The sequence below is a fragment of the Bacillus sp. R45 genome (genome assembly GCF_021729365.1).
GTDB lineage: Bacteria > Bacillota > Bacilli > Bacillales > Bacillaceae > Bacillus > Bacillus velezensis.
Genome location: NZ_CP091421.1, coordinates 3,497,554 through 3,518,615, shown reverse-complemented (window position 1 = coordinate 3,518,615; position 21,062 = coordinate 3,497,554). Strand labels below are relative to the sequence as shown.

Annotated in this window: 25 protein-coding genes; 15 read left to right on the top strand and 10 right to left on the bottom strand. The window is 46.8% G+C overall.

All coding sequences use genetic code 11. The features are described 5' to 3' along the window. Positions 1–121 precede the first annotated feature (121 nt). Positions 122–1,570, bottom strand: a complete 1,449-nt coding sequence (gene cls / locus L3V45_RS17420; protein WP_003151210.1) for a cardiolipin synthase — start codon at positions 1,568–1,570, stop codon at positions 122–124. A 220-nt stretch (positions 1,571–1,790) separates the two neighbouring features. Between cls and L3V45_RS17415 the strand changes: the two genes are divergently transcribed. Then, positions 1,791–2,228: a DUF5392 family protein gene (locus L3V45_RS17415; protein ID WP_007614328.1), complete on the top strand. Its 438-nt coding sequence runs from the start codon at positions 1,791–1,793 to the stop codon at positions 2,226–2,228. 31 nt (positions 2,229–2,259) lie between these two features. Here L3V45_RS17415 and L3V45_RS17410 read toward each other — a convergent pair whose 3' ends face one another. Next, on the bottom strand, positions 2,260–2,709 hold the full coding sequence (locus L3V45_RS17410) for a DUF5362 family protein (RefSeq protein ID WP_003151216.1): 450 nt from the start codon (positions 2,707–2,709) through the stop codon (positions 2,260–2,262). After that, a complete protein-coding gene (locus L3V45_RS17405; RefSeq protein WP_014305994.1) occupies positions 2,706–3,203 on the bottom strand; it encodes a GNAT family N-acetyltransferase in 498 nt (165 codons plus the stop codon). The genes L3V45_RS17410 and L3V45_RS17405 overlap by 4 nt, the downstream gene beginning before the upstream one ends. A gap of 132 nt (positions 3,204–3,335) precedes the next feature. On the opposite strand from L3V45_RS17405, the gene L3V45_RS17400 reads away from it, so the two are divergent. Together L3V45_RS17400 and L3V45_RS17395 are read left to right on the top strand one after the other, a co-directional pair. After that, positions 3,336–4,205 carry a stage II sporulation protein SpoIIQ gene (locus tag L3V45_RS17400; protein WP_017418752.1) on the top strand — a complete coding sequence of 290 codons (870 nt, stop codon included), beginning with the start codon at positions 3,336–3,338 and terminating at the stop codon, positions 4,203–4,205. A 91-nt stretch (positions 4,206–4,296) separates the two neighbouring features. Further along, positions 4,297–4,719: a VanZ family protein gene (locus L3V45_RS17395; RefSeq protein ID WP_014305992.1), complete on the top strand. Its 423-nt coding sequence runs from the start codon at positions 4,297–4,299 to the stop codon at positions 4,717–4,719. A 17-nt stretch (positions 4,720–4,736) separates the two neighbouring features. On the opposite strand, the gene L3V45_RS17390 is transcribed toward L3V45_RS17395, so the two are convergent. After that, positions 4,737–5,312 (bottom strand): undecaprenyl-diphosphatase, encoded by a 576-nt coding sequence (locus L3V45_RS17390; protein ID WP_234949486.1) that lies wholly within the window; start codon positions 5,310–5,312, stop codon positions 4,737–4,739. Between the two features lie 164 nt (positions 5,313–5,476). Between L3V45_RS17390 and ftsW the strand changes: the two genes are divergently transcribed. Next, a complete protein-coding gene (ftsW, locus tag L3V45_RS17385; RefSeq protein ID WP_003151221.1) occupies positions 5,477–6,631 on the top strand; it encodes a putative lipid II flippase FtsW in 1,155 nt (384 codons plus the stop codon). A gap of 52 nt (positions 6,632–6,683) precedes the next feature. On the opposite strand, the gene L3V45_RS17380 is transcribed toward ftsW, so the two are convergent. Together L3V45_RS17380 and L3V45_RS17375 are read right to left on the bottom strand one after the other, a co-directional pair. Continuing rightward, positions 6,684–7,034, bottom strand: a complete 351-nt coding sequence (locus L3V45_RS17380) for a P-II family nitrogen regulator (protein ID WP_003151222.1) — start codon at positions 7,032–7,034, stop codon at positions 6,684–6,686. 17 nt (positions 7,035–7,051) lie between these two features. Then, complete coding sequence (locus L3V45_RS17375) at positions 7,052–8,263, bottom strand: ammonium transporter (protein WP_234949485.1); 1,212 nt, start codon at positions 8,261–8,263, stop codon at positions 7,052–7,054. 252 nt (positions 8,264–8,515) lie between these two features. Here L3V45_RS17375 and L3V45_RS17370 point away from each other — a divergent pair, with 252 nt between their 5' ends. The 3 genes from L3V45_RS17370 to L3V45_RS17360 all read left to right on the top strand — a co-directional run bounded on the left by L3V45_RS17370 (position 8,516) and on the right by L3V45_RS17360 (position 12,061). Then, on the top strand, positions 8,516–9,082 hold the full coding sequence (locus tag L3V45_RS17370) for an isochorismatase family protein (RefSeq protein WP_171463623.1): 567 nt from the start codon (positions 8,516–8,518) through the stop codon (positions 9,080–9,082). Beyond that, positions 9,079–10,443, top strand: a complete 1,365-nt coding sequence (locus L3V45_RS17365) for an MFS transporter (RefSeq protein ID WP_024085907.1) — start codon at positions 9,079–9,081, stop codon at positions 10,441–10,443. Before L3V45_RS17370 ends, L3V45_RS17365 begins: the two co-directional genes overlap by 4 nt. Positions 10,444–10,606: 163 nt before the next feature. Next, positions 10,607–12,061, top strand: a complete 1,455-nt coding sequence (locus L3V45_RS17360) for an NCS1 family nucleobase:cation symporter-1 (RefSeq protein WP_014305990.1) — start codon at positions 10,607–10,609, stop codon at positions 12,059–12,061. A 35-nt stretch (positions 12,062–12,096) separates the two neighbouring features. Here L3V45_RS17360 and L3V45_RS17355 read toward each other — a convergent pair whose 3' ends face one another. Beyond that, positions 12,097–13,293: an MFS transporter gene (locus L3V45_RS17355; RefSeq protein ID WP_014305989.1), complete on the bottom strand. Its 1,197-nt coding sequence runs from the start codon at positions 13,291–13,293 to the stop codon at positions 12,097–12,099. A gap of 24 nt (positions 13,294–13,317) precedes the next feature. Next, positions 13,318–13,731, bottom strand: coding sequence for a MarR family winged helix-turn-helix transcriptional regulator (locus L3V45_RS17350; protein WP_014305988.1), 414 nt, complete (start codon positions 13,729–13,731; stop codon positions 13,318–13,320). A gap of 331 nt (positions 13,732–14,062) precedes the next feature. Here L3V45_RS17350 and spoIIID point away from each other — a divergent pair, with 331 nt between their 5' ends. From spoIIID to L3V45_RS17330, 4 genes are all read left to right on the top strand, one after another. Next, positions 14,063–14,344: a sporulation transcriptional regulator SpoIIID gene (gene spoIIID, locus L3V45_RS17345; RefSeq protein ID WP_003151236.1), complete on the top strand. Its 282-nt coding sequence runs from the start codon at positions 14,063–14,065 to the stop codon at positions 14,342–14,344. Positions 14,345–14,523: 179 nt separating this feature from the next. After that, the gene (gene mbl, locus L3V45_RS17340) at positions 14,524–15,525 is read left to right on the top strand and encodes a cell shape-determining protein Mbl (protein ID WP_003151237.1); all 1,002 of its coding nucleotides are present in this window, start codon (positions 14,524–14,526) and stop codon (positions 15,523–15,525) included. Between the two features lie 158 nt (positions 15,526–15,683). Then, complete coding sequence (locus tag L3V45_RS17335) at positions 15,684–16,481, top strand: flagellar hook-basal body complex protein FlhO (protein ID WP_236837127.1); 798 nt, start codon at positions 15,684–15,686, stop codon at positions 16,479–16,481. 24 nt (positions 16,482–16,505) lie between these two features. Next, positions 16,506–17,327, top strand: coding sequence for a flagellar hook-basal body protein (locus L3V45_RS17330; RefSeq protein WP_079004975.1), 822 nt, complete (start codon positions 16,506–16,508; stop codon positions 17,325–17,327). A 17-nt stretch (positions 17,328–17,344) separates the two neighbouring features. On the opposite strand, the gene L3V45_RS17325 is transcribed toward L3V45_RS17330, so the two are convergent. Beyond that, entirely contained in the window at positions 17,345–18,409 is a 1,065-nt protein-coding gene (locus L3V45_RS17325; RefSeq protein ID WP_003151240.1) for a tetratricopeptide repeat protein, read from the bottom strand. A 195-nt stretch (positions 18,410–18,604) separates the two neighbouring features. Here L3V45_RS17325 and fabZ point away from each other — a divergent pair, with 195 nt between their 5' ends. Continuing rightward, on the top strand, positions 18,605–19,030 hold the full coding sequence (gene fabZ / locus L3V45_RS17320; protein WP_003151242.1) for a 3-hydroxyacyl-ACP dehydratase FabZ: 426 nt from the start codon (positions 18,605–18,607) through the stop codon (positions 19,028–19,030). Between the two features lie 56 nt (positions 19,031–19,086). Further along, positions 19,087–19,482: a large conductance mechanosensitive channel protein MscL gene (gene mscL / locus L3V45_RS17315; protein ID WP_003151243.1), complete on the top strand. Its 396-nt coding sequence runs from the start codon at positions 19,087–19,089 to the stop codon at positions 19,480–19,482. Between the two features lie 45 nt (positions 19,483–19,527). On the opposite strand, the gene L3V45_RS17310 is transcribed toward mscL, so the two are convergent. Continuing rightward, the gene (locus tag L3V45_RS17310; protein ID WP_003151245.1) at positions 19,528–19,938 is read right to left on the bottom strand and encodes a YwpF-like family protein; all 411 of its coding nucleotides are present in this window, start codon (positions 19,936–19,938) and stop codon (positions 19,528–19,530) included. Between the two features lie 172 nt (positions 19,939–20,110). Here L3V45_RS17310 and L3V45_RS17305 point away from each other — a divergent pair, with 172 nt between their 5' ends. Both L3V45_RS17305 and L3V45_RS17300 read left to right on the top strand, forming a co-directional pair. Beyond that, positions 20,111–20,464: a hypothetical protein gene (locus L3V45_RS17305; RefSeq protein ID WP_003151247.1), complete on the top strand. Its 354-nt coding sequence runs from the start codon at positions 20,111–20,113 to the stop codon at positions 20,462–20,464. Positions 20,465–20,561: 97 nt separating this feature from the next. After that, complete coding sequence (locus tag L3V45_RS17300; RefSeq protein ID WP_003151249.1) at positions 20,562–20,903, top strand: single-stranded DNA-binding protein; 342 nt, start codon at positions 20,562–20,564, stop codon at positions 20,901–20,903. Positions 20,904–21,062: the final 159 nt, after the last annotated feature.

Genomic DNA, 21,062 nt, shown 5'->3' with positions numbered 1-21,062 from the left:
TTACAAAAAAATACTCACTTTTCATTTATACACTATTCGGTCATTCTTTTGAATATAAAATGTGTTTTTTCAAGCCGTGTCCGTTTTTATATCAGAAAATTCCCGGGAAACATCCCGGGAATTACAAAATCGGCGACAGAAGTCTTGAAATCGATTCTTTAATGCGGATCCGCAGCGAACGCTCCTGATATTCTTCATACGTATATTTTCTGGAGACGAGCAGATCTTCTTTAAATGAGGAAATGAGTTTTTTCGCGATGGTGACGTCATAAATAAAGGCGTTGACTTCAAAATTAAGTCTGAAGCTTCTGACGTCGATATTCGCCGTACCGACTGAAGCCGTCTCATCATCGACGACAATCGTTTTTGCATGAATAAAGCCGTTATCGTAAATGTAGACTGAGGCTCCGGCTTTCAAAAGATCGCCGATGTAAGATAAAGTCGCCCAGTAAACGAAAGCGTGATCCGGTTTGTTCGGGATCATGATTTTGACGTCAATGCCTGACAGACAGGCGATCCTGAGGGCATCCAAAAGACTTGAGTCAGGAATAAAGTAAGGCGTCTGAATCAGGATCGACCGTTTGGCCGTTGAGATCATCTTGATATAGCCGTTTTTAATTTGTTCCCATTCTGAATCCGGTCCGCTCGTGACAATCTGCATCCCGACATTGCCCTTCGGCTCGCATTCCGGAAAATGATTCGGAACGTAAGTGAGCGTATGGTGATGGGAAGCTTGGTTCCAATCGAGAATAAACCGTGTCTGAATGGCGTGTACAGCCGTGCCTTGAAGTCTGAGGTGCGTATCGCGCCAGTAGCCGAATTTAGGATTCAGCCCGAGATATTCATCTCCGACGTTAAAGCCGCCGACATAGCCGGTTTCGCCGTCAATGATGACGAGCTTGCGGTGATTCCGATAATTGAGCCGCAAATTAATCGGACGAAGCCTGGAAGGAAAAAAGACTTCCACATGGCCGCCGGCGTCCCGCAGCGGTTTGAAGAATTTTTTTCTGAGTGATCTTGAACCGAGTTCATCATATAACACTCTGACCTTTACGCCTTCCCGTGCTTTTTTCACTAAGGCATCGCGCAATTTTTTTCCCAGTTCATCACCTTTATAAATATAGTATTGAAGGTGAATGTGATCTTTTGCGTTGGAAATGTCCTTCATTAAGCGTTTGAACTTATCGCGCCCGTCCGTTAAAATCTCCACCGAATTATCCTCTGTAAAGACTGCGTGGTTGTTCATGACAAGCATATAGATGAGGTCTTTATTATCCACAGTCGCCCTGTTGTTAAATTGGAATTGCCTCGACTTCAGATCTTTCAGCTGAAACTTCAGCAGCTTTTCTATTCCGATTTTTTTACGGTCTTCCCATTGAAACAGGTGCTTGCGTCTCAGGTTATGGCCGAATAACAGGTATAAAATAAACCCTAAAATGGGAATAAAAAAAAGAACCAAGAGCCAAGCCCATGAAGCGCTGGCATCGCGTCTTTCTTTGAAAATCATGATGACGGCCAAAAGTATATTTAAAACGAAAAAAAATCCGAATAAAATAAATGAAATGCTCACTTTGCAACCCCGCTATATCATATTTATCAAGACTGTGCCCATTAGTATTCCGACAAGTGCAGCAATCTGATTCCCATTTCAAATTATAACATTGACATTTTGAAAGAATAAAGAGCCGGAATCAAAGATGAATGCAGTTTTCTTTCAAAGAAAGTTCCGGGTGCTGTAAAATATGCATATATGAAAAAGAAGACAAAAATGACAGCAAAGGGGAGAGGGCATGAAGCTGGAGCATGCGGAACAATTGCCGGGATTCATAAAAAAAGAAATTCAGAAAATACAAATCGCCATCGCGCCGCTGATGAAAAAAAGCATCATTTACCGTTTTCTTGCTTTCCCGCTCGCCGCTTTTAGTCTGTTTCATCTGGCATCGCTTTTGATTCAGGCCCCTTCCGGGAGAGGAGCTCTCGTATCGGCCGGCATTTTTGCCCTCCTTGCGGCTTTGGGTCTTGCGTTTTTTAAGGAAGCCGGCTATCAGCGGAAACAGGTGCAAAAAACGATCCGGCTTTATATGCTGAACAGGATCAGAAAAAGCGATATTCTGTCCGAGGAACGGAAAAGCGCCTACACCCGGCTGATTGCCGAGGAGCCGTCTGCGATGAAGAGCTTTATTGAATTTTTAACGGAAGAAGACCGGAAAAAAGAAATGCTTTATTAAAAAAGAGCTGACGCGCGATCAGCTCTTTTTGTCATTCAAACACAGGGTCGTTCTCATAGTAATATGAATCAGGCGTGTCATACGTATCAGTGCTGTAATAAGCCATAATTCCGATGACAGCGAAGATGACGACTAAAATAAAAGCGAGAATGCCCAGTACCACACTGGATGCCGCGTAAAAAAACTGCATTTTGATAAATGACGCGTAATGTGCAAGCATATTTTCTTCCGCGTTTTCTTCTAGCCCTTCCTGAAGGGCGGCAGCCGCTTTTGCCGAGCGCATCAGCATGACGCCGGAAATGATGAGCAGAACACCCGGAATGGCTCCGAGCAGCGTCACAATGGCTGACAGAGCGGAAAGAGAACCTGTGATGATCAGAAACACGGCGGTGATCTTTCCCCATTTGGCGATGTCGGCAAGGGAACGGGCTTTTTTATTGAGCGGCTGGTTTTCGTCTTTGTCTTTATCGATGGTGATCATGACAGTTCTCTCCCTAAAATGTTCAAGTCATATCGTTTTCCGTCCATTTCGGCGATACCCGGGAATACGCCCCATTCGGTAAAACCGAATTTTTCAAACAGCTTAATGCTCGGCACATTATGTCCGAAGATAAAAGCCATCAGGCTGCGGATGCCGATTGCCGGAGCGAGTGCCAGGGCTTCTTTCAGCAGAAAGCTTCCTGCTCCTTTGCCGCGGCAATCCTGATGCAGATAGATGCTGATCTCCGCCGTTTTGTCATAGGCCGGACGGCCGTAAAACGTTTCAAAGCTGATCCAGGCCGCCACTTTGCCGGTTTCATCTTCCGCGACCATCAGCGGGCGCCGGTCCGTGTGCCGCAAAAACCAATCCATCCGGTCTGCGGGCGTCACTTCTTCCGTATCAGCCGTTACCATTCGTGAGGCAATCGTCGAGTTGTATATGGCCACCACCGCATCTAAATCCTCCAATACGGCTTTGCGCAGGGTTAAATTCATATTCCGGGATCTCCCTTCACATTTCATTACATAATTAAGTGCAATCTGCACATACTACTTCCAAAAAAGTTTTTTATGGATGTGTATATATTTTCAGAAAAGTGTTCAGAATGTTGCTGAGGTGATGAACAAATGAGAGAGGAAGAAAAGAAAACTTCTCAAGTCAAAAAACTTCAGCGGTTTTTTCGCAAACGCTGGATATTCCCTGCAATCTACTTAGTCAGTGCGGCCGTCATTTTAACAGCTGTCCTTTGGTATCAATCCGTTTCGAATGATGTGAAGGACAATCTGACGAACAACGGCGGAAACTCCGCGTATGACAGCGGCAAAGACGATGCCGTCGAAGTAGGCAAGTCAATGGAAAACGTCGCAATGCCGGCTGCTCATTCTGAAAATGTTTCTGTTGTGAAAAAGTTTTACGAATCTGATGCCGCAAAAAAAGAGAAAGAAGCAGCACTTGTTAACTATAATAACACGTACAGCCTCAGTAAAGGAATTGACTTAGCTGAGAAAGACGGAAAATCATTTGATGTTTCTGCTTCTCTGAGCGGTACGGTTGTTAAAGCTGCTAAAGACCCGGTACTGGGGTATGTGGTTGAAATTGAACACTCAGACGGCCTGTCTACTGTCTATCAGTCTTTATCTGAAGTCAGCGTGGATCAGGGCGACAAAGTAAAGCAGAACCAGGTCATCGGTAAATCCGGAAAAAATCTTTACAGTGAAGAAAGCGGAAATCACGTGCACTTTGAAATCCGCAAGGACGGCGTAGCGATGAACCCGCTCAATTTTATGGACAAGCCGGTAACATCTATTGAAAAAGCGGCGGCTGAAGAGAAAAACGCTGTGACAGAAGAAACGGAAGGGTCAATTCAGCAGTCTTCCGAGAAAAAAGATGTGACGCCTAAAAAAGAAACCGAAGAAAAACCAGGTGACAAAGAAGACGGCACAAAAGACAAGACAGATGGTAAAGATGACGGCTCAATGAAAGATTCGGGCAAGTAATCTTGATCCCAAAGCGTCTATCAGCTCTGATAGGCGCTTTTCATATTGCTGCATGTGCCTTTATACTAATAGAAAACGAAGGAGATGCTGAATGAATAAATGTCTGGCGGCCGGGTGGCTCGTCTTTGTTTTCGTTTCTGCTTTGACTGAAAGCTTTCACGATATGATTGTGTCGCAGACGGTGTCCTTCCGTTTCACGTCCCATCCGGATGTGTCCGGTTTCTTTGTGTTCGATATGGCGGAGCTCGCCATACCGGAAGCGGCGATTCAAAAGCTCGGGCACGCGTTTTCATTTTTTGTGCTCGCCTATTTGTTTTTCAGGGAGCGCAGGCGCATGAAGAGGGCGGTGCTGTATGCATTGGCCGCCGCTTTCCTGACAGAAATCGTCCAGCTCTTTTTCGGCAGAAACGGATGCCTCCGCGATGTGCTGATTGACAGTCTCGGCATTGCCGCATTCTGTGCTTTACAAAGGAAAAAGCATACAGCCAAACATACAAAAACCGGCAGTCTGTGACAGACGCCGGCTTTTTTTTATATATTATGGTTTGTCGATTTGCTTTTATGAAGGATACTTTCATAGATTCGCACGATCAGATTGACAATCGGACGAAGCACATTTGAAAATCTGAACAGCAGGAATCCGACAATGAGGGAAACGATAATGCTTCCGAGCACATCGATCGGATAATGATGGCCGACCCAAATTCTTGAGAAGCCGGTCAAAAGGCCGAAAATCACAAGCGGCCAGCCGAGTTTTTTGTTGCGGAACAGAATCGCAATTGAAATCGCCAAAGCGCCTGTCGTATGGTCACTCGGAAATGAAGCATCCGCGGCATGAGGGATCAGCGTATGAACCGTATGCTCGACAAAGGGGCGCTGCTCGACATAGACTTTCGTGATGAGGTAGTTGATGATAAGCGCCGCAACACCCGTGAAGCCCGCGTACAGGGCGTTTTGTCTGCCTTTTGTGCTTCCGAACAGCCACATGGCAAGCAGGAAAAGGGCGTAGGCGTAAATGGCGTATTCCGTTATAAATACCATGATAGAGTCGAGAATGGCACTATGGTGCGACAAACCATTGATCGCTTTAAATAGTTCGTAATTCACAAATATCACCTTTTATCTTTATTTTATATGAACAGTGTAATGCTTTTTTCTATGAGACACAATTGGTATTAAAAATAATCATAAAAAAGTAAACAGAATGAAACGTGACTGTATTACTGTGCGTCAAGTATGCGGGAAAAGAATAGCCGAAGGAGTTTTGTCCGTTGCTGAAACGTTTGAAAAACGCCGATCTGCCGCTTGTGTTTGTCATTATGCTGCTTTGCGGATTCGGCTTGTTAATGGTGTACAGCGCCAGTGATGTGATGGGGTCTCAGCGGTACGGAGATCCATCCTATTTCTTCCATAAACAAAGTGCCTCTTTATTGATCGGATTATGCTTATTTCTATTTGCCGCCTGTCTGCCGTATAAGCGGTATGCGCGGCTTGTACCGCTGTTTGTGGTCGGTTCGCTGGTATTGCTGCTGCTCGTATTGATACCGGGAATCGGGCTGGAGCGGAATTTTTCCCGCAGGTGGCTGGGAGCGGGCCCGCTTGTCGTACAGCCGTCTGAATTGGCGAAGATCGCCATGATTTTGTATTTCGCTTCGATTTATACGAAAAAGCAGCCGTACATTCATCAATTTGTGAAAGGGGTTCTGCCGCCTTTAGTAATTTTGGGGACCGCTTTTCTGCTCACTTTGGCGGAGCCTGATTTAGGGACGGCTTCCTTAATCCTGGCGGCGTGCGGGTCGATTTTATTATGTGCCGGCTTGAAAAAGCGCCATCTTTTCGTGCTCGGCGCGACGGCGGTGTCGGGGGTTGTTTATCTCGCATTTTCTGCATCCTATCGTGTGAAGCGCCTCGTTTCCTTTACCAATCCGTTTGGTGACGCGAACGGGGACGGCTATCAGCTGATTCAATCCTATTTTGCTATTTCCGGAGGCGGGTTTTTCGGAAGAGGGCTTGGAAACAGTGTTGAAAAAATGAACTATCTGCCTGAGGCGCATACCGATTTCATTATGGCCGTGATCAGTGAAGAGCTGGGGATATTCGGTGTTCTGATCGTTTTGGGATTATATTTTGCGTTAATGCTTCTCGGCGTAAAAACGGCCGTGCGGGCTGATGACCCGTTCGGGAAGCTTCTTGCCATCGGAATTACGTTTCAATTAATGTTTCAGGTTGTCTTGAATTTGGGAGCGATGAGCGGACTCCTCCCGGTTACGGGTGTGCCGCTTCCGTTTATCAGCTATGGCGGTTCTTCATTGATTATGACGCTGTTTTTGTGCGGCATACTGGTCAATATCAGTACATATGCGAAAAAACAAACCGTACGGCATAAGCGTCCTGCCCCGCATGAAAAAAAGGCTTCTTCTTTTTAATGAAGCGAGAAAAAACGCCCGGGATATTTCTGTCTCCGGGCGTTCTGTCTGTTTATAAAGCTCCTGGTCCTTCTTCTCCGGTGCGGATATTAATCGTGTTTCCGATTTCATAGACGAATATTTTTCCGTCTCCGGGCTCTCCCGTTTTCAGCACTTTTTTCGCCGTTTCCACGACTTGATCAACGGGGACCTTGCTGACAACGATTTCCACTTTCAGCCGTTCATACACATTGCTTTCAATTTTGACTCCGCGGTACAGTTCGGTGTGAGCTTTTTGAAGGCCGCAGCCGTGTACGTTGGAGAAGGTCAGCGATGTGACTCCGATTTTACCGAGTTCCTGTTTCAATGTTTCAAACTTAGCCGGACGCGTAACGATTTCTACCTTGAACATTTGACCGCTCATCTAAGCCACTCCTCACTTTATAAGTCCTGATATGCTTTTTCCCCGTGCATCGTTAAATCAAGCCCAAGTGACTCTTCTTCTTCGCTGGCGCGGAGGGGAATGAACAGACCTACAATTTTAATGATAACGAAAGTGACAATAAATACAAATACATAGGTTGCCGCAATGGCTGCAATCTGCTTCCAGAGCAGTCCCGGATCGCCGTAAAACAGTCCGTTTGCCCCGCCGTCATTGACGGAAGTGGTGGCGAATAAACCGGTCGCGATGCCGCCCCATGTCCCGCCGATTCCATGCAGGCCGAAAGCGTCAAGCGCATCATCGTATCCGAAAGTCTTTTTGAGCCAATACACGCCCCAGAAGCAGACAAGCCCGCCGATGAAACCGATTACGATGGAAGAGAACGGCGTAACGAACCCGGCAGCCGGCGTAATGGCGACAAGCCCGGCAATAGCGCCTGATACAGCACCCAGCATGGTCGGTTTTTTGTTCAGCATCCATTCGATTAAAATCCAGCCGATAATTCCGGCCGCAGCCGCGGTGTTTGTGTTAATGAAGGCAAACATCGCGATACTGTCAAGCGTGAGGGCGCTGCCGACATTGAAGCCGAACCATCCGAGCCAAATGAGCGCCCCGCCCAAGAACGTGTAAATTAAGTTGTGAGGCGAAGCCGCCGTGCCGTCCTTGCGTTTCCCGAGCACAATCGCCAGCACGAGCCCGGCGACCCCGGAAGAAATGTGGACGACGTTTCCGCCTGCGAAGTCAAGAGCGCCCATTTGGCCGATCCAGCCGCCGCCCCATACCCAGTGCGCAACGGGCGTATATACGAGGGAAGCCCACAAAAAGGAAAATACAAGAAAAGCACTGAATCTCATGCGTTCAGCAAATGCTCCGGAAATAATGGCCGTCGTCAGTACGGCAAACGTCATTTGGAACATCATGAATAATGAATGCGGGATCGTATCACTATAACTTCCGGGTTCAAAGCCGACCCCCTTCAGTCCGGCCCATTCAATCCCGCCAAGCCATGTATTCCCGGGGGCAAAAGCAAGTGAATATCCGTACAAAACCCAAACGACGGATACGATGGCGAGGGAAGAAAAACTGTGCATCGCCGTGCTGAGCACGTTTTTGCTTTTTACCATTCCGCCGTAAAACAAAGCCAGCCCGGGGGTCATCAGCCACACGAGTAAAGCGCAAAAGAACATAAATACTGTATCGCCCATCTGCATGTTGTATTCCTCCGTCTCATTCAAAATGTAATCGTGATTAATTCATTATTATAGAGAAAAAAGAACGATAAAACATTTTCGTGTAAGGTTATCTGACATGGTTTTTTGCGTTCATAATGTCGCTTTTTCAAAGGGGTGTCATGCGACTTTATATCCATAAAAAGAGCGCCGGAGCTTGGCGGAAGAAATCCTGTCCGGGAAAGAGTAAAATAAACGGGGTGAGAAACACTAACTGCATCAGGAGGAATCATTATGACAACATCATTGAATCTGCAATTTGAAAAAACGGCTTTGATCCTTATTGATTTACAAAAAGGCATTGTGCCGATGGATAAAAGCGGTACCGTTGTGCCGAACGCGAAAAAATTAATTGATGTGTTCCGGGAAAAAGGCGGATTTATCAGCTTTGTGAACGTAGATTTTCATGACGGAGCGGATGCGCTGAAGCCGCTGACGGATGAAGAGGCGGCGGGCCATTCGGCTCCGCCGGCGGATTGGGCTGAATTTGTGCCTGAAATCGGAGTGAAAGAAAACGATTATACGGTAACAAAACGGCAGTGGGGCGCGTTTTTCGGCACGGACCTGGACCTTCAGCTCAGAAGACGGGGAATCGACACGATTGTGTTATGCGGGATTGCGACAAACATCGGTGTGGAAAGCACGGCGCGGGAAGCTTTTCAGCTCGGGTATCAGCAAGTTTTCGTAACTGACGCGATGGCGACATTCAGCGATGAACAGCACGAAGCGACACTCAAGTTTATCTTCCCGAAAATCGGCAGAAGCCGGACGACGGAAGAATTTATCGCACAGACAAAATGACAATCTCCAAAAAAAGCCGCGTCCTGTTCTTGACGGCCGTGGCTTCGGGGACGATGCTGAACCCATTGAACTCGTCGATGATTTCTCTTGCGCTTCACAGTATTCAGCATGAATTTCACCTGTCGTTTACAACGGTGTCCTGGCTGATATCGTCCTTTTATCTTGCCAGCGCGGTGGCGCAGCCTGTTACCGGGAAGCTCGGTGATATGCTCGGCAGGAAGAAGCTGTTTTTGATCGGGCTTCTGCTTGTTGCCGTCTCGGCGGTCGGCGCGCCGTTTGCGCCGACTTTTATGACATTGCTGATCATGCGGCTTTTTCAATCGATTGGAAGCAGCGCGATATATCCGTCCGGCGTCGGATTGATCCGTTCAAATATACAGGAGAAGCAGGCTTCGGCGCTGGCCGTCCTGTCAATCTTTGCATCAGCCATGACGGCGCTCGGTCCCACTCTCGGCGGTTTTCTGATCGTTTGGGGAGGGTGGCCGGCAATCTTTTTCGTCAATCTGCCGTTTATCATTCTCAGCTTTTTTCTCGGAATGTATATGTTTCCGAAAGATGAAAAACGCGAGATCGGCGGCTTGAAAGGCGTGCTCCGCCAGCTTGATACAATCGGGATACTCCTGTTTGCCGGAGCGATTATCCTTCTCCTGTCGTTTTTATTGTCCTTCAGTACGAAGCCTCACTATACAGAAGGCGTATTCGGGCTTTTATTTGTCGGGCTGTTTATCTGGCGTGAGCTGAAAACAGAGAAGCCGTTTATTGATGTCAGGCTGTTTAAAACGCATCGGAAACTATCGTCGGTGTATATTCAATTTATTTTGCTGAATATATTCTTTTACTGCATCTTTTTCGGGCTTCCGAGCTATTTTCAGGATGAAATGCATTTGTCCGTTCAGACAAGCGGATTGATTATGCTGTTTATGTCGGGCATGAGTATTCTGGTGTCGCCTTTGACCGGAAAATGGATAGATAAGAAAGGGCTTCTTCAGCCGATTGTTGCCGGAACCTGCCTGACCGCGATCGGAGCGGTGCTGTTAACGTTTTTCTTCCTTCAGGCGCCCATGATAGGAAAAGGGCTGATCCTGTCCGTGCTGGGTGTCGGCTACGGTTTCGGAAATGTCACGTTTCAGGCGGCCATGCTGAAAACGAGCCCCGCCGACATGGTCGGAACAACGTCCGGCCTGTTTCAGACCTGCAGGTATCTCGGTTCGATTTTGTCTTCTGTCATTTTGGGCATTCTTTTCGGAAAAGAAATTACCGCCGCCCATTTTCATATGCTTGGGACGATTCTTATCGTTGTCGGCGCCGTAAGCCTTTTGATGGCGTTCCGGTTTTCGGTTCTCCTCAAAAAAGCCTCTTAACAGGCGCGAAAAAAAGAGACGGGCTCTCCCTGTCTCTTTTTTTGTGTAATGTGCTCAAAAATCAAAACGATTATTGTCGACAGCGACCAATGTTATTTACGGAATTTTCAGTTATATTTTTTCACATGTGATGTAAGGAAAACGTACATGCGGGAGGGAGAAAATGACAAAAATAACGAGTGATCGGCTAAGCAACAAAGATTTACTGCCTTTAGAAGACGGCGAACGGACATGGAAGGCGGTGAATTTTGCATCCATCTGGATGGGTTGTATTCATAATATCCCGACCTACGCGACTGTGGGCGGGCTCATTGCGATCGGCCTTTCTCCGTGGCAGGTGCTCGCCATTATCGTGACGGCGTCACTGATTTTGTTCGCCGCTTTGGCCTTGAACGGCCATGCCGGAACGAAATACGGCCTGCCTTTTCCGGTCATTATCAGGGCTTCTTACGGAATATACGGCGCTAACATTCCGGCGCTTCTCAGGGCATTTACAGCCATCATGTGGCTCGGAATTCAAACATTTGCCGGGAGCACTGCCTTACACATTCTGCTTTTGAACATATGGCCGGGCTGGGGGAGTCTCGGCGGAGATTGGAATATATTCGGGCTTCATCTGCCGGGCTTTCTGTCGTTCATTTTCTTTTGGGGCATTCATCTGCTTGTGCTGCGGCACGGCATGGAATCGATCAAAAAATTTGAAGTGTGGGCGGGCCCGCTTGTTTATCTCGTCTTCGGCGGCATGGTCTGGTGGGCGATAGATATTGCCGGCGGGCTCGGTCCGATTTACTCACAGCCGGGAAAGTTCCATACATTTTCTGAAACGTTTTGGCCGTTTGCCGCCGGAGTGACGGGCATTATCGGAATATGGGCGACGCTGATTCTGAATATCCCTGACTTCACCCGGTTCGCCGCGTCGCAAAAAGAACAGATTCGCGGCCAGTTTTACGGGCTGCCGGGAACGTTTGCGCTGTTTGCGTTTGCAAGCATCACGGTGACATCCGGATCACAGGTAGCATTCGGAGAACCGATTTGGGATGTGGTGGAGATTTTGGCCCGGTTTGATAATCCTTTCGTTATCGCTCTTTCGGTCATCACACTTTGCATCGCCGCCGTCTCGGTTAACGTGGCGGCAAACATCGTGTCACCGGCCTATGACTTGGCGAATGTCCTGCCGAAGTATATTACATTCAGAAGGGGAGGGTATTTGACCGCCGTTTTGGCTCTGTTCACAATACCGTGGAAGCTGATGGAGAGCGCCACGAATGTTTATGCGTTTCTCGGACTCATCGGCGGGATGCTCGGACCGGTGGCCGGGGTGATGATGGCTGATTATTTTATCATCAGAAAAAGGCAGCTCTCAGTTGAAGACCTTTATTCAGAAACCGGACAGTACACTTATTACAAAGGCTATAATTACCGGGCCTTTGCCGCGACGTTTCTCGGCGCGTTTATTTCTTTAATCGGGATGTACGTCCCGGCGTTCGCCGGCATCTATGATATCTCCTGGTTTGCGGGTGTCATTTTGTCATGTCTCGGTTATACGGCGCTTATGTACATTCATCCTCCTTATGCAAAAGCGGAGGGACGAATCGTGCGGGAAAGAGCGGCCGAATAAAAAAAGCCGGGGGCTGTCCCCGGCTTTTTGTCATATCAGTCTGCGATTGAAACGTTTCCGTCCGCTTCAAGCGGCGTTCTTTTTTTCTGGCTCCAGCCATACAGGAGCAAAGCAATCAGGACGAACAGCCCCGCTGCCAGATAAATCGAATGGAATCCGGCCGAAGCGACGAAGAGGCCGAATACATATGACCCGCCGGCAATCCCGCTGTCAAAGAAAGTGAAGAAGGTCGCCGTCGCAAAGCCTGAACGGTGTCCGGGCGAATTTTGAATCGCCAGCGTCTGCATACACGGTACGATAGAGCCGTATCCGAGACCGATTACGGCACCGGACAAGAGAAGCATGAAGGCGCTGTTTGTCATCGCCAGCATGCAAAGCCCCGCGGAGAACACGATAATCGACGGATAGATGACGATTCCCGGCCCCACTCTGTCAAACAGCTTTCCTGTGAAAGGACGGGCGGCCATCATTGTCACGGCGAAACAGACGAAGAAATAGCCGCTGACATCCAACAGGTGGATCGTCTTTGCATAAACGGATAAATATGAAGTCACACTTGAATAACAGAAAGAAATGGACAACCCGACAATCGCGATTTTAAGCGCGCCTTTTTCAAACATGTCGGAGAAAGAAAAACGGAACACAGTCGTTCCGCTGTTGTTTTGATCCGGCACACGAATCATAAAAGCAATCAGCAAGCCTAAAGAAACAAATACAGCAAAAAGCGTAAAGAAAACCGGGAACGATATGATTTTCACAAGGCTCAGTCCGAGAAACGGACCGATCGCCATGGCAAGGTTCATAGACATCGCAAAGTAACCGAGCCCCTCGCCGCGCCGCTTGGCGGGAATAAGGTCAGCGGCAATTGCGCCCGTGACCGTCGTTAAAATGCTGAACCAGATGCCTTGGAAAAAACGCAGTCCGAGCAGCAGATAGAAATTGTGTATCGGCAAATACAGATAAGAAGACAGGGCGAACAGCGCCAGAGATACAATCGTCATTCTTTTCTTGCCGAACCGTTCAATAATCGCCCCTGAAAAAGGACGGGTGATAATAGCAGATAATAGGAACAGGCTGATCAAAAGCCCTCCTTGCGATTCACTGCCGCCAAGCTCCTGAATCATATAGATAGGCAGCACGGCCAAAAATGTATAAAAGAACACAAAGACAAATAAATTCACGAGTACGACCATAATAAAATCTTTGGTCCAGATCGAGTCAGATTTACTCAAAAGTACAGCACTTCCCTTTCTTTATTATTTCGTTAAAAACACATTCAGAAACTCAGAAAAAGCTTCCTTATCTCCATCTTGGAAATCCGCAAGCATGTCTTCCTCGAACTTCAGCATCTCTTGATTGATGCTGTTGTATTTCAATTCAGCTTCCTTCGTCAGGACGACGAGCTTTTCCCGCTTGTCTTCTCCCTGTTCCCGCTGAATCCAGCCGTTTTCTTCAAGGCGTTTGATCGTTCTGGTAACGGTCGGCGCCTCTACGTTCAGATAGGACCAGATTTCTTTTTGGGTCATCGGTCCGATCGTTTTTAAGCAATATAGGATTGACCATTGAGAGGAGTACAGGCCGAATGGTTCCAGCCGTTCATTGGCTTTCTTCGTAATCAGGCGGGCGCATTGATTGATTTGGTGAATGAGGCGTCTGTTGACGTGGATCATTTCCGTTCTCCTTTTCAAAAAACTTACCTAAGTAACTAATTGTGCTGTTTCATTCTACAGCAGGATCGCGCGGATGTAAACCCCCCGTTCAAAAAGCAGAAAATTATGACCCGCCCCTTGTCCTTATTGAGTTTTTAGCATATTCCCAATTCATTGCTAATACACTGTTACAAACCTATCAAAGAGAGTGTTTGAGGTGAGGGATCGTGGGCATATTTCTAAAACCTTCTTATATAATCGGACAACGAAGAAGCTGCATCATCAGTGAATCTGTTACAGAATACGGATCTCATTTCACACTTCTCACATCCAACTGGGGAGGTCGAGTGGTGTGCACGATTACATCAAAGAGCGAACAATCAAGATTGGTAAGTATATCGTGGAGACGAAAAAAACCGTTCGTGTCATTGCGAAAGAGTTTGGTGTTTCCAAAAGTACCGTACACAAAGATCTGACAGAACGCCTGCCTGAAATCAATCCTGACTTGGCGAATGAAGTAAAAGAAATACTCGATTATCATAAATCCATCAGACATTTAAGGGGGGGCGAGGCGACGAAATTAAAGTACAAGAAGGATGAAATTCTTGAAGGGGAGCCCGTTCAGCAGCCGTAGCGCCTGACGTCTGCCGGGCCCTTTTTTCTCCTCCGGGCGGTTTCGCGAATATCCGCAAAATTTTGTCAAGAACTTATATCGTTCAGCAGCTTTTTTTTGATAAATTATGATAATATATATAATTAGGGCACAATGTGGATATTTTACTGTGAAACAGATATCAAGGAGGATATAAATAGATGTTTGCAAGGGATATTGGAATTGACCTCGGTACTGCAAATGTACTGATCCATGTAAAAGGAAAAGGAATTGTTCTGAATGAGCCTTCCGTTGTGGCACTTGATAAAAACAGCGGCAAAGTGCTGGCTGTCGGTGAAGAAGCCAGACGAATGGTTGGACGTACACCTGGGAATATTGTTGCGATCCGTCCGCTGAAAGACGGCGTAATCGCAGACTTCGAAGTAACAGAAGCTATGCTGAAACATTTCATTAATAAGCTGAATGTAAAAGGACTTTTCTCAAAACCGCGCATGCTGATCTGCTGCCCGACGAATATTACGTCCGTTGAGCAAAAAGCGATTAAAGAAGCAGCTGAAAAAAGCGGCGGAAAGCATGTGTACCTTGAAGAAGAACCGAAAGTTGCCGCTATCGGCGCGGGTATGGAAATCTTCCAGCCGAGCGGTAACATGGTTGTTGACATCGGAGGCGGTACGACAGATATCGCAGTTATTTCTATGGGCGATATTGTCACCTCCTCTTCTATTAAGATGGCTGGGGACAAGTTTGACATGGAAATCTTAAATTATATCAAACGCGAGTATAAGCTGCTGATCGGTGAACGTACCGCTGAAGATATTAAGGTGAAGGTCGCAACGGTTTTCCCAGACGCACGTCATGAAGAAATCACCATCCGCGGCCGTGACATGGTTTCCGGTCTGCCGAGAACGATTACAGTAAACAGCAAAGAAGTGGAAGAAGCCCTTCGTGAATCAGTTGCCGTCATTGTGCAGGCCGCCAAGCAGGTTCTTGAAAGAACACCGCCTGAATTGTCCGCTGACATCATCGACCGCGGCGTTATCATTACCGGCGGGGGAGCGCTGTTAAACGGGCTTGACCAGCTTCTTGCCGAAGAGCTGAGGGTGCCTGTTCTTGTCGCTGAGAACCCGATGGATTGTGTTGCGGTCGGAACCGGCGTCATGCTGGATAACATGGACAAGCTTCCGAAACGCAAACTGAGCTGATGATAAAACCTCATTCTGAAAAAGAATGGGGTTTTTTTCTGTCAAACCCTTCACGAACGGGAATGTAAATCCGATAATAAGAAAAATGCTGATTTTCATTATAGAACAAATGTTCCGGTGAGGCAACTGGAAATAATGCTATTTCAGAGGTGGAAGACTTGTTAAAAGGATTATATACCGCAACGTCCGCAATGATTACACAGCAGAGAAGAACGGAAATGCTGTCAAATAACATCGCAAACGCGAATACGTCAGGATACAAAGAGGATCAAGGTTCAATCCGCGCCTTTCCCGAGATGCTTCTGAGCCGAATAGAAGGCGATAAAAAAACGAAAATCGGTTCCGTCAACACAGGCGTATACATGCAGGAGCTGAAACCGTTGTTTACGCAGGGAAGCCTGAAAACGACCGATCAGCCGATGGATATCGCGCTTATGGAGAATCAGGTTCCCAAGAATGCCGAAACGAATGAAAACGCCGAGCTGTTTTATCCCGTGCAGACTGCGGGCGGCGTCCGTTATTCAAAAAGCAGCACTTTCTCATTAAATGAAAACAATCAGCTTACGATAAACGGAAACCTTGTTTTATCAACAAACGGACAGCCGATTACAGTCGACAGTGAAAAATTCACCGTATCAGAAAACGGAACGGTCACGACAAACGGCCGGCCGGCTGGGCAGATTGACATCAGGATGGAAGAAGACGTGCGCAATCTGAAACGGGACGGCAATGACCTATACAGCACGGCCGACGGCACTGAACTGCCGAGCGCGGCGGCGAATCCCCAGGTCTCGTATTCATTAAAGCAAGGCGTCTCGGAGCTTTCGAATGTGGACGTGACGAGCACGTATACAGAAATGACGGAAGCATACAGATCATTTGAAGCCAATCAGAAAGTCATTCAGGCTTACGATAAAAGCATGGATAAAGCCGCAAATGAAATCGGCAAAGTGTAACAAAATGGGGGACGTTCAATTATGATGCTCAGATCAATGCTGACGGCTTCAACAGCCTTAAATCAGCTTCAGCAGCAGATGGATACAGTCAGCAGCAACCTTTCAAACAGTGATACGACAGGCTATAAAGCGAGGGACTCCCGCTTTTCCGAGCTGATCAGACAGCAGTATGACCATATAGATGACAAAAAGGAAAATTCGCCGAACATGCGGAAAACGCCGCCCGGCCTGCGTCTCGGCGCCGGAACGGTCATGACTCCGCAGCTGGACTCAGGGCAGGGAGGCATCAAAAAAACCGACCGTGACCTTGATATCGCGTTCACCTCACCTTATCAATATCTTCAGGCAGAAGCGGACGGACGGCGGGTGTATACAAGGGACGGCTCACTTTCCCTCAAGCCGGCCGGCGGAAATGACCGGGTGCTTCAGCTGTTGACAGCGGGAGGCAATCCCATTCTCGATGAGAACGGCCAGCCCATACAAATTGACAGTTCGCTGAATCAGCTGAAAATCAGCAAAACCGGAACGCTGACTGCTTCAGACCCGGCAGGAACCCGTTCGCAGACGTTTAATCTCGGCATCGTCAATGTCAATAATCCTCAGGCCCTTCATGCGGAAGGGGATAATCTGTTTTCCGTAAACGGAGCGGGGGCATCAGCGATTGAAGAGCTTACCGGCGCAAACCGGCAGGCAATCGGCATGGAGCAGGGCGCGCTTGAAAGTTCAAATGTCGATATGTCAAAAGAAATGACCGACCTAATCGTGTCTCAGCGTTCCTATCAGCTGAACAGCCGCACGATTACATTGGGAGACCAAATGCTGGGCTTAATCAACTCAGTCAGATAAAAGAAGGGGCGTTTTGATCAGCCGCGCATGATAAAAAATGCGGCTTTCTCAAAATCGCCCTTTTTTTTGTAGTAATCAGTAATATCCTGAAGCAGCACTTCCAAATCCACCCACGCTTCAATTTTCTGCAGCTCCAGCACGAGTTTCTGCAATCGGTCGTACGGGTCCTCCTGAGCGGTGTACAGTATGTTGAGCGCGGTCAGCTTCAATTTCATTATCTTGTTCTGCACTTTTTCAGATATGTATAAACCTTTCTGCAGCACGGTTTGTCCTTCGGCGGCATATCCGGTTTTAAAAAGTGCTCTGACCGCTTCGTATACACAATGCAGGTAGGAAACGGGAGACTCTTTCTCGAAACGCTGATTGCCCAATACCTTTTTGTAAAAAGGGAGGGCCTCTTTATCTTTTTTCTGGGCGGTCTTTAAAAAACCAAAATTATAATAGGCGTGGCACAGCAGGTTATTGTCATTGATCCGGTCCGTTATCTTTATGGATTCATTAAAGAGCTGTTCTGCGTCTTCATAGCGTGCCTCGTCTATGTAATTCACGGCGAGAAGCAGACGGCAGCTGAGCGTTTTTTTGATGTAACCGAATTCACCTTGATAGATTTCCAGCGCTTTATTGACATATTGAATGGAGAGCGCAGGCGACTTCATCATGTAATATGCACCCGCTGTTTTATAATAAAATTCAGCGGCTTCGAAACGGTCCTGAATGGCCGGCAGGTACTGTTCAGCTTCTTTAAAGCGGCAGACAGCACGGTTCGGAGCGCCATTCACCATATGGAATAACCCTTTGAAAAAATAGAAATAATAAGTTAATTCATGGTCCATCTCATCTTTGCGCCGCTTCAGCTCGCAGAACAATTTAGTCAGACCGTCTTTTTTCTCAAACAGCAGCTGAAACCGTGCGAAAAACAGCTGATATCTGAGTTTGAGCTTTGCGTTCTTTTGTAATTTGGGGAGATGCTGATTGATTTGTTCGTGAAGGGAACGGGCTAGATCGAATTGGCGTTTTCCCATGGCGTCATACCACTCATTCAGCATCACCAGCGTACGTTTTTCAGTAAACTTAGCAATCATCTTCCAACCTCTTTGCATAGGGTAAAAATCTTTATTTATCATAACACATTAATGGACGAGGCTCATTGCCAGCTGGTTACAGTTTACAGCGCGGTTGAAAAAGAAATTGATTCATAATATACTTCCAAATGTACAGATTGGTTAGCGCATATACCTTCTATACATACTATTGTCGATGAAGGAGATGTCAAGAAAATGCTTGATACTCAGCAAATTAAAGAAATTATTCCCCATCGCTATCCGTTTCTTCTGGTAGACAGAATTACAGAAGTCGAAGAAGGAAAACGGGCGGCGGGATATAAAAATGTGACGGCGAATGAAGATTTTTTTAACGGCCATTTTCCTGAATACCCTGTTATGCCGGGCGTCTTAATCGTAGAGGCTTTGGCGCAGGTCGGAGCGGTTGCGATGCTGATTAAAGAAGAAAACCGGGGCAGACTCGCATTTTTTGCGGGGATTGATAACTGCCGTTTCAAAAAGCAGGTAAAACCGGGTGACAAGCTGGAGCTTGAGGTTGATATTACCCGCGCGCGCGGTACGATCGGACGCGGCAAAGGCGTTGCCAAAGTTGACGGCGAGCTCGTGTGTGAAGCTGAATTAACATTTGCGCTCGGAGAATAAAAACAAACGAATGGGCTTATAAAAAAGCCCATTTTGTATAGAAAGGGGTGAATGTAATGTGGTCAGAATTTAAAAGCTTTGCGATGCGGGGCAATATCATGGATCTGGCAATCGGTGTCGTCATCGGCGGCGCTTTCGGCAAAATTGTGACGTCGCTCGTTGAAGACATCATCATGCCGCTTGTCGGCCTGCTTCTTGGCGGTCTTGACTTTTCAGGGCTGGCCGTGACATTCGGCGATGCTCATATCAAGTACGGAAGCTTCATTCAAACGATTGTGAACTTCTTCATTATTTCATTTTCTATCTTTATCGTGATCCGCACAATAGGCAAGCTGAGACGTAAAAAAGAAGCAGAAGAAGAGGCTGAAGAAGCAGAAGAAACAGATCAGCAGACAGAACTGCTGACTGAAATCAGAGATCTGCTGAAACAGCGGGCTCCTCACAATGACTAAGGCACAAAAAAAGGCTGGATGATTAACGTCCGGCCTTTTTTATGATTATAATTTTTGTTTAAACGCTTCAATCAGCCGGCTGCCCGAGTAGCCTTCTTTCACGAGCGACTCCAGAATGCTTTCTGATCCGGGGTGGTTTCTTGACACCATTTGACCGTAAATTAAAACTTGTATACTCTTTTCCAGCTCCACGATATTTTTGATGCTTCCCGTCAGCTGGGCGGGGCGGTTGCTTTTTTTCGTAATCGTTACAAACACCTTCGCTTCTTTCTGGCTTTTCATCAGCATGTCAAAAAAAGAAAAGTGTTCGGCCGGGACCAGTGCTTCAATTAACCAGTGGTTTTCTCCGTCCTCTTTGTTGATAATCAATCCGTCTAAAAGGGGAAACTGTTCAATCGGCTGATCGTCTTTATCTAAACGTTCCACATTCAGATCAACCAGTTTAAAGGTTTTCATCTCTTATTTTCACCCCTGTTGTCCATGTTTTTCGTTCATTTATTATAACACATATCATTTTTCCCGGGAAAATGCTGTAAGACATGCTTCATCATTTTTGTAGGCGGTCAACATTTAATCATTTCTATTTTTTCATTATAATGTAAAAGAATATGGTCATGGAGAGATGCTTATGAATCAATTGCGCCTGAAGGAAATCTATATAGAAGACGGTTCAAGGCGAAAAGACGATCATTCCTACTTGGTATGCAAAAAGGAAGATTGTGAGGTGCATCTTAACAGAAGGGGAAATGTCGTCTTTTTATATGAAACAAAAGACCGCATGGAACAGTATAAAATTCAGCTTTCACTGACTGATAAAAAGCTGAGTTTTTACTGGTTCGCATGGGACGGCGGAAAGTTTGTCCGCATGTTTGAGAAAGACTGGCTCAAAACGAAACTTTTCTCGCGGCTGCTCAAAAATACATATTACATAAGCGGTCAAAAACAAAAGTTTTTTTTATCAGAAAGAAAAACAAAAACATAAAAGCAGCCCAAACGGATAACGGCTTTTTCCGCTTTTTGCTTTCATGAGCCTTTGTACTACAATGAAGCCAGCCTCGAAAAAGAGAGGAGGAGACGGCTTGTTTAACCACGTTATGCTTGTCGGCCGGCTGACGAAAGACCCGGAGCTCCGTTTTACATCAGCGGGCATTCCCGTCGCTCATATTACGTTGGCGGTAAACCGCAATTTTAAAAGCGCGTCGGGTGAAACCGGAACCGACTTTGTCAACTGCACCATCTGGAGGAAAAACGCTGAAAACACGGCATTGTACTGCCAAAAAGGGTCAATGGTCGGTGTAAGCGGCAGAATCCAGACGAGAAGCTATGAAAAGACAGACGGCGTAAAAGTTTATGTGACCGAGGTCATGGCTGATACCGTTCGGTTTATGGATCAAAAACGGAAAGAGCCGCTGGCTGAATAGCATGCTTTTTTCCTCGATTTCCCGCCTTTCAGCGGGCCCCGCAATACCTCCTTCCCATTCGCCAGTCGAAAGACTGGTTTTTTTGTGCGGGAGCTGAAAAATGGTTAAAAAGAAGTGATTTCGCTTATAAATACTTAAAAACATTGAATATATTGGGAT

What these genes read in the sequence shown, in the direction of transcription:
- L3V45_RS17415 (WP_007614328.1), top strand. Translation starts at nt 1,791, where the DNA reads ATGAAGCTGGAGCATGCGGAACAATTGCCGGGATTCATAAAAAAAGAA.
- L3V45_RS17410 (WP_003151216.1), bottom strand. Translation starts at nt 2,709, where the DNA reads ATGATCACCATCGATAAAGACAAAGACGAAAACCAGCCGCTCAATAAA.
- L3V45_RS17405 (WP_014305994.1), bottom strand. Translation starts at nt 3,203, where the DNA reads ATGAATTTAACCCTGCGCAAAGCCGTATTGGAGGATTTAGATGCGGTG.
- L3V45_RS17400 (WP_017418752.1), top strand. Translation starts at nt 3,336, where the DNA reads ATGAGAGAGGAAGAAAAGAAAACTTCTCAAGTCAAAAAACTTCAGCGG.
- L3V45_RS17395 (WP_014305992.1), top strand. Translation starts at nt 4,297, where the DNA reads ATGAATAAATGTCTGGCGGCCGGGTGGCTCGTCTTTGTTTTCGTTTCT.
- L3V45_RS17380 (WP_003151222.1), bottom strand. Translation starts at nt 7,034, where the DNA reads ATGAGCGGTCAAATGTTCAAGGTAGAAATCGTTACGCGTCCGGCTAAG.
- L3V45_RS17375 (WP_234949485.1), bottom strand. Translation starts at nt 8,263, where the DNA reads ATGCAGATGGGCGATACAGTATTTATGTTCTTTTGCGCTTTACTCGTG.
- L3V45_RS17370 (WP_171463623.1), top strand. Translation starts at nt 8,516, where the DNA reads ATGACAACATCATTGAATCTGCAATTTGAAAAAACGGCTTTGATCCTT.
- L3V45_RS17365 (WP_024085907.1), top strand. Translation starts at nt 9,079, where the DNA reads ATGACAATCTCCAAAAAAAGCCGCGTCCTGTTCTTGACGGCCGTGGCT.
- L3V45_RS17360 (WP_014305990.1), top strand. Translation starts at nt 10,607, where the DNA reads ATGACAAAAATAACGAGTGATCGGCTAAGCAACAAAGATTTACTGCCT.
- L3V45_RS17350 (WP_014305988.1), bottom strand. Translation starts at nt 13,731, where the DNA reads ATGATCCACGTCAACAGACGCCTCATTCACCAAATCAATCAATGCGCC.
- mbl (WP_003151237.1), top strand. Translation starts at nt 14,524, where the DNA reads ATGTTTGCAAGGGATATTGGAATTGACCTCGGTACTGCAAATGTACTG.
- L3V45_RS17330 (WP_079004975.1), top strand. Translation starts at nt 16,506, where the DNA reads ATGCTCAGATCAATGCTGACGGCTTCAACAGCCTTAAATCAGCTTCAG.
- L3V45_RS17325 (WP_003151240.1), bottom strand. Translation starts at nt 18,409, where the DNA reads ATGATTGCTAAGTTTACTGAAAAACGTACGCTGGTGATGCTGAATGAG.
- fabZ (WP_003151242.1), top strand. Translation starts at nt 18,605, where the DNA reads ATGCTTGATACTCAGCAAATTAAAGAAATTATTCCCCATCGCTATCCG.
- mscL (WP_003151243.1), top strand. Translation starts at nt 19,087, where the DNA reads ATGTGGTCAGAATTTAAAAGCTTTGCGATGCGGGGCAATATCATGGAT.
- L3V45_RS17310 (WP_003151245.1), bottom strand. Translation starts at nt 19,938, where the DNA reads ATGAAAACCTTTAAACTGGTTGATCTGAATGTGGAACGTTTAGATAAA.
- L3V45_RS17305 (WP_003151247.1), top strand. Translation starts at nt 20,111, where the DNA reads ATGAATCAATTGCGCCTGAAGGAAATCTATATAGAAGACGGTTCAAGG.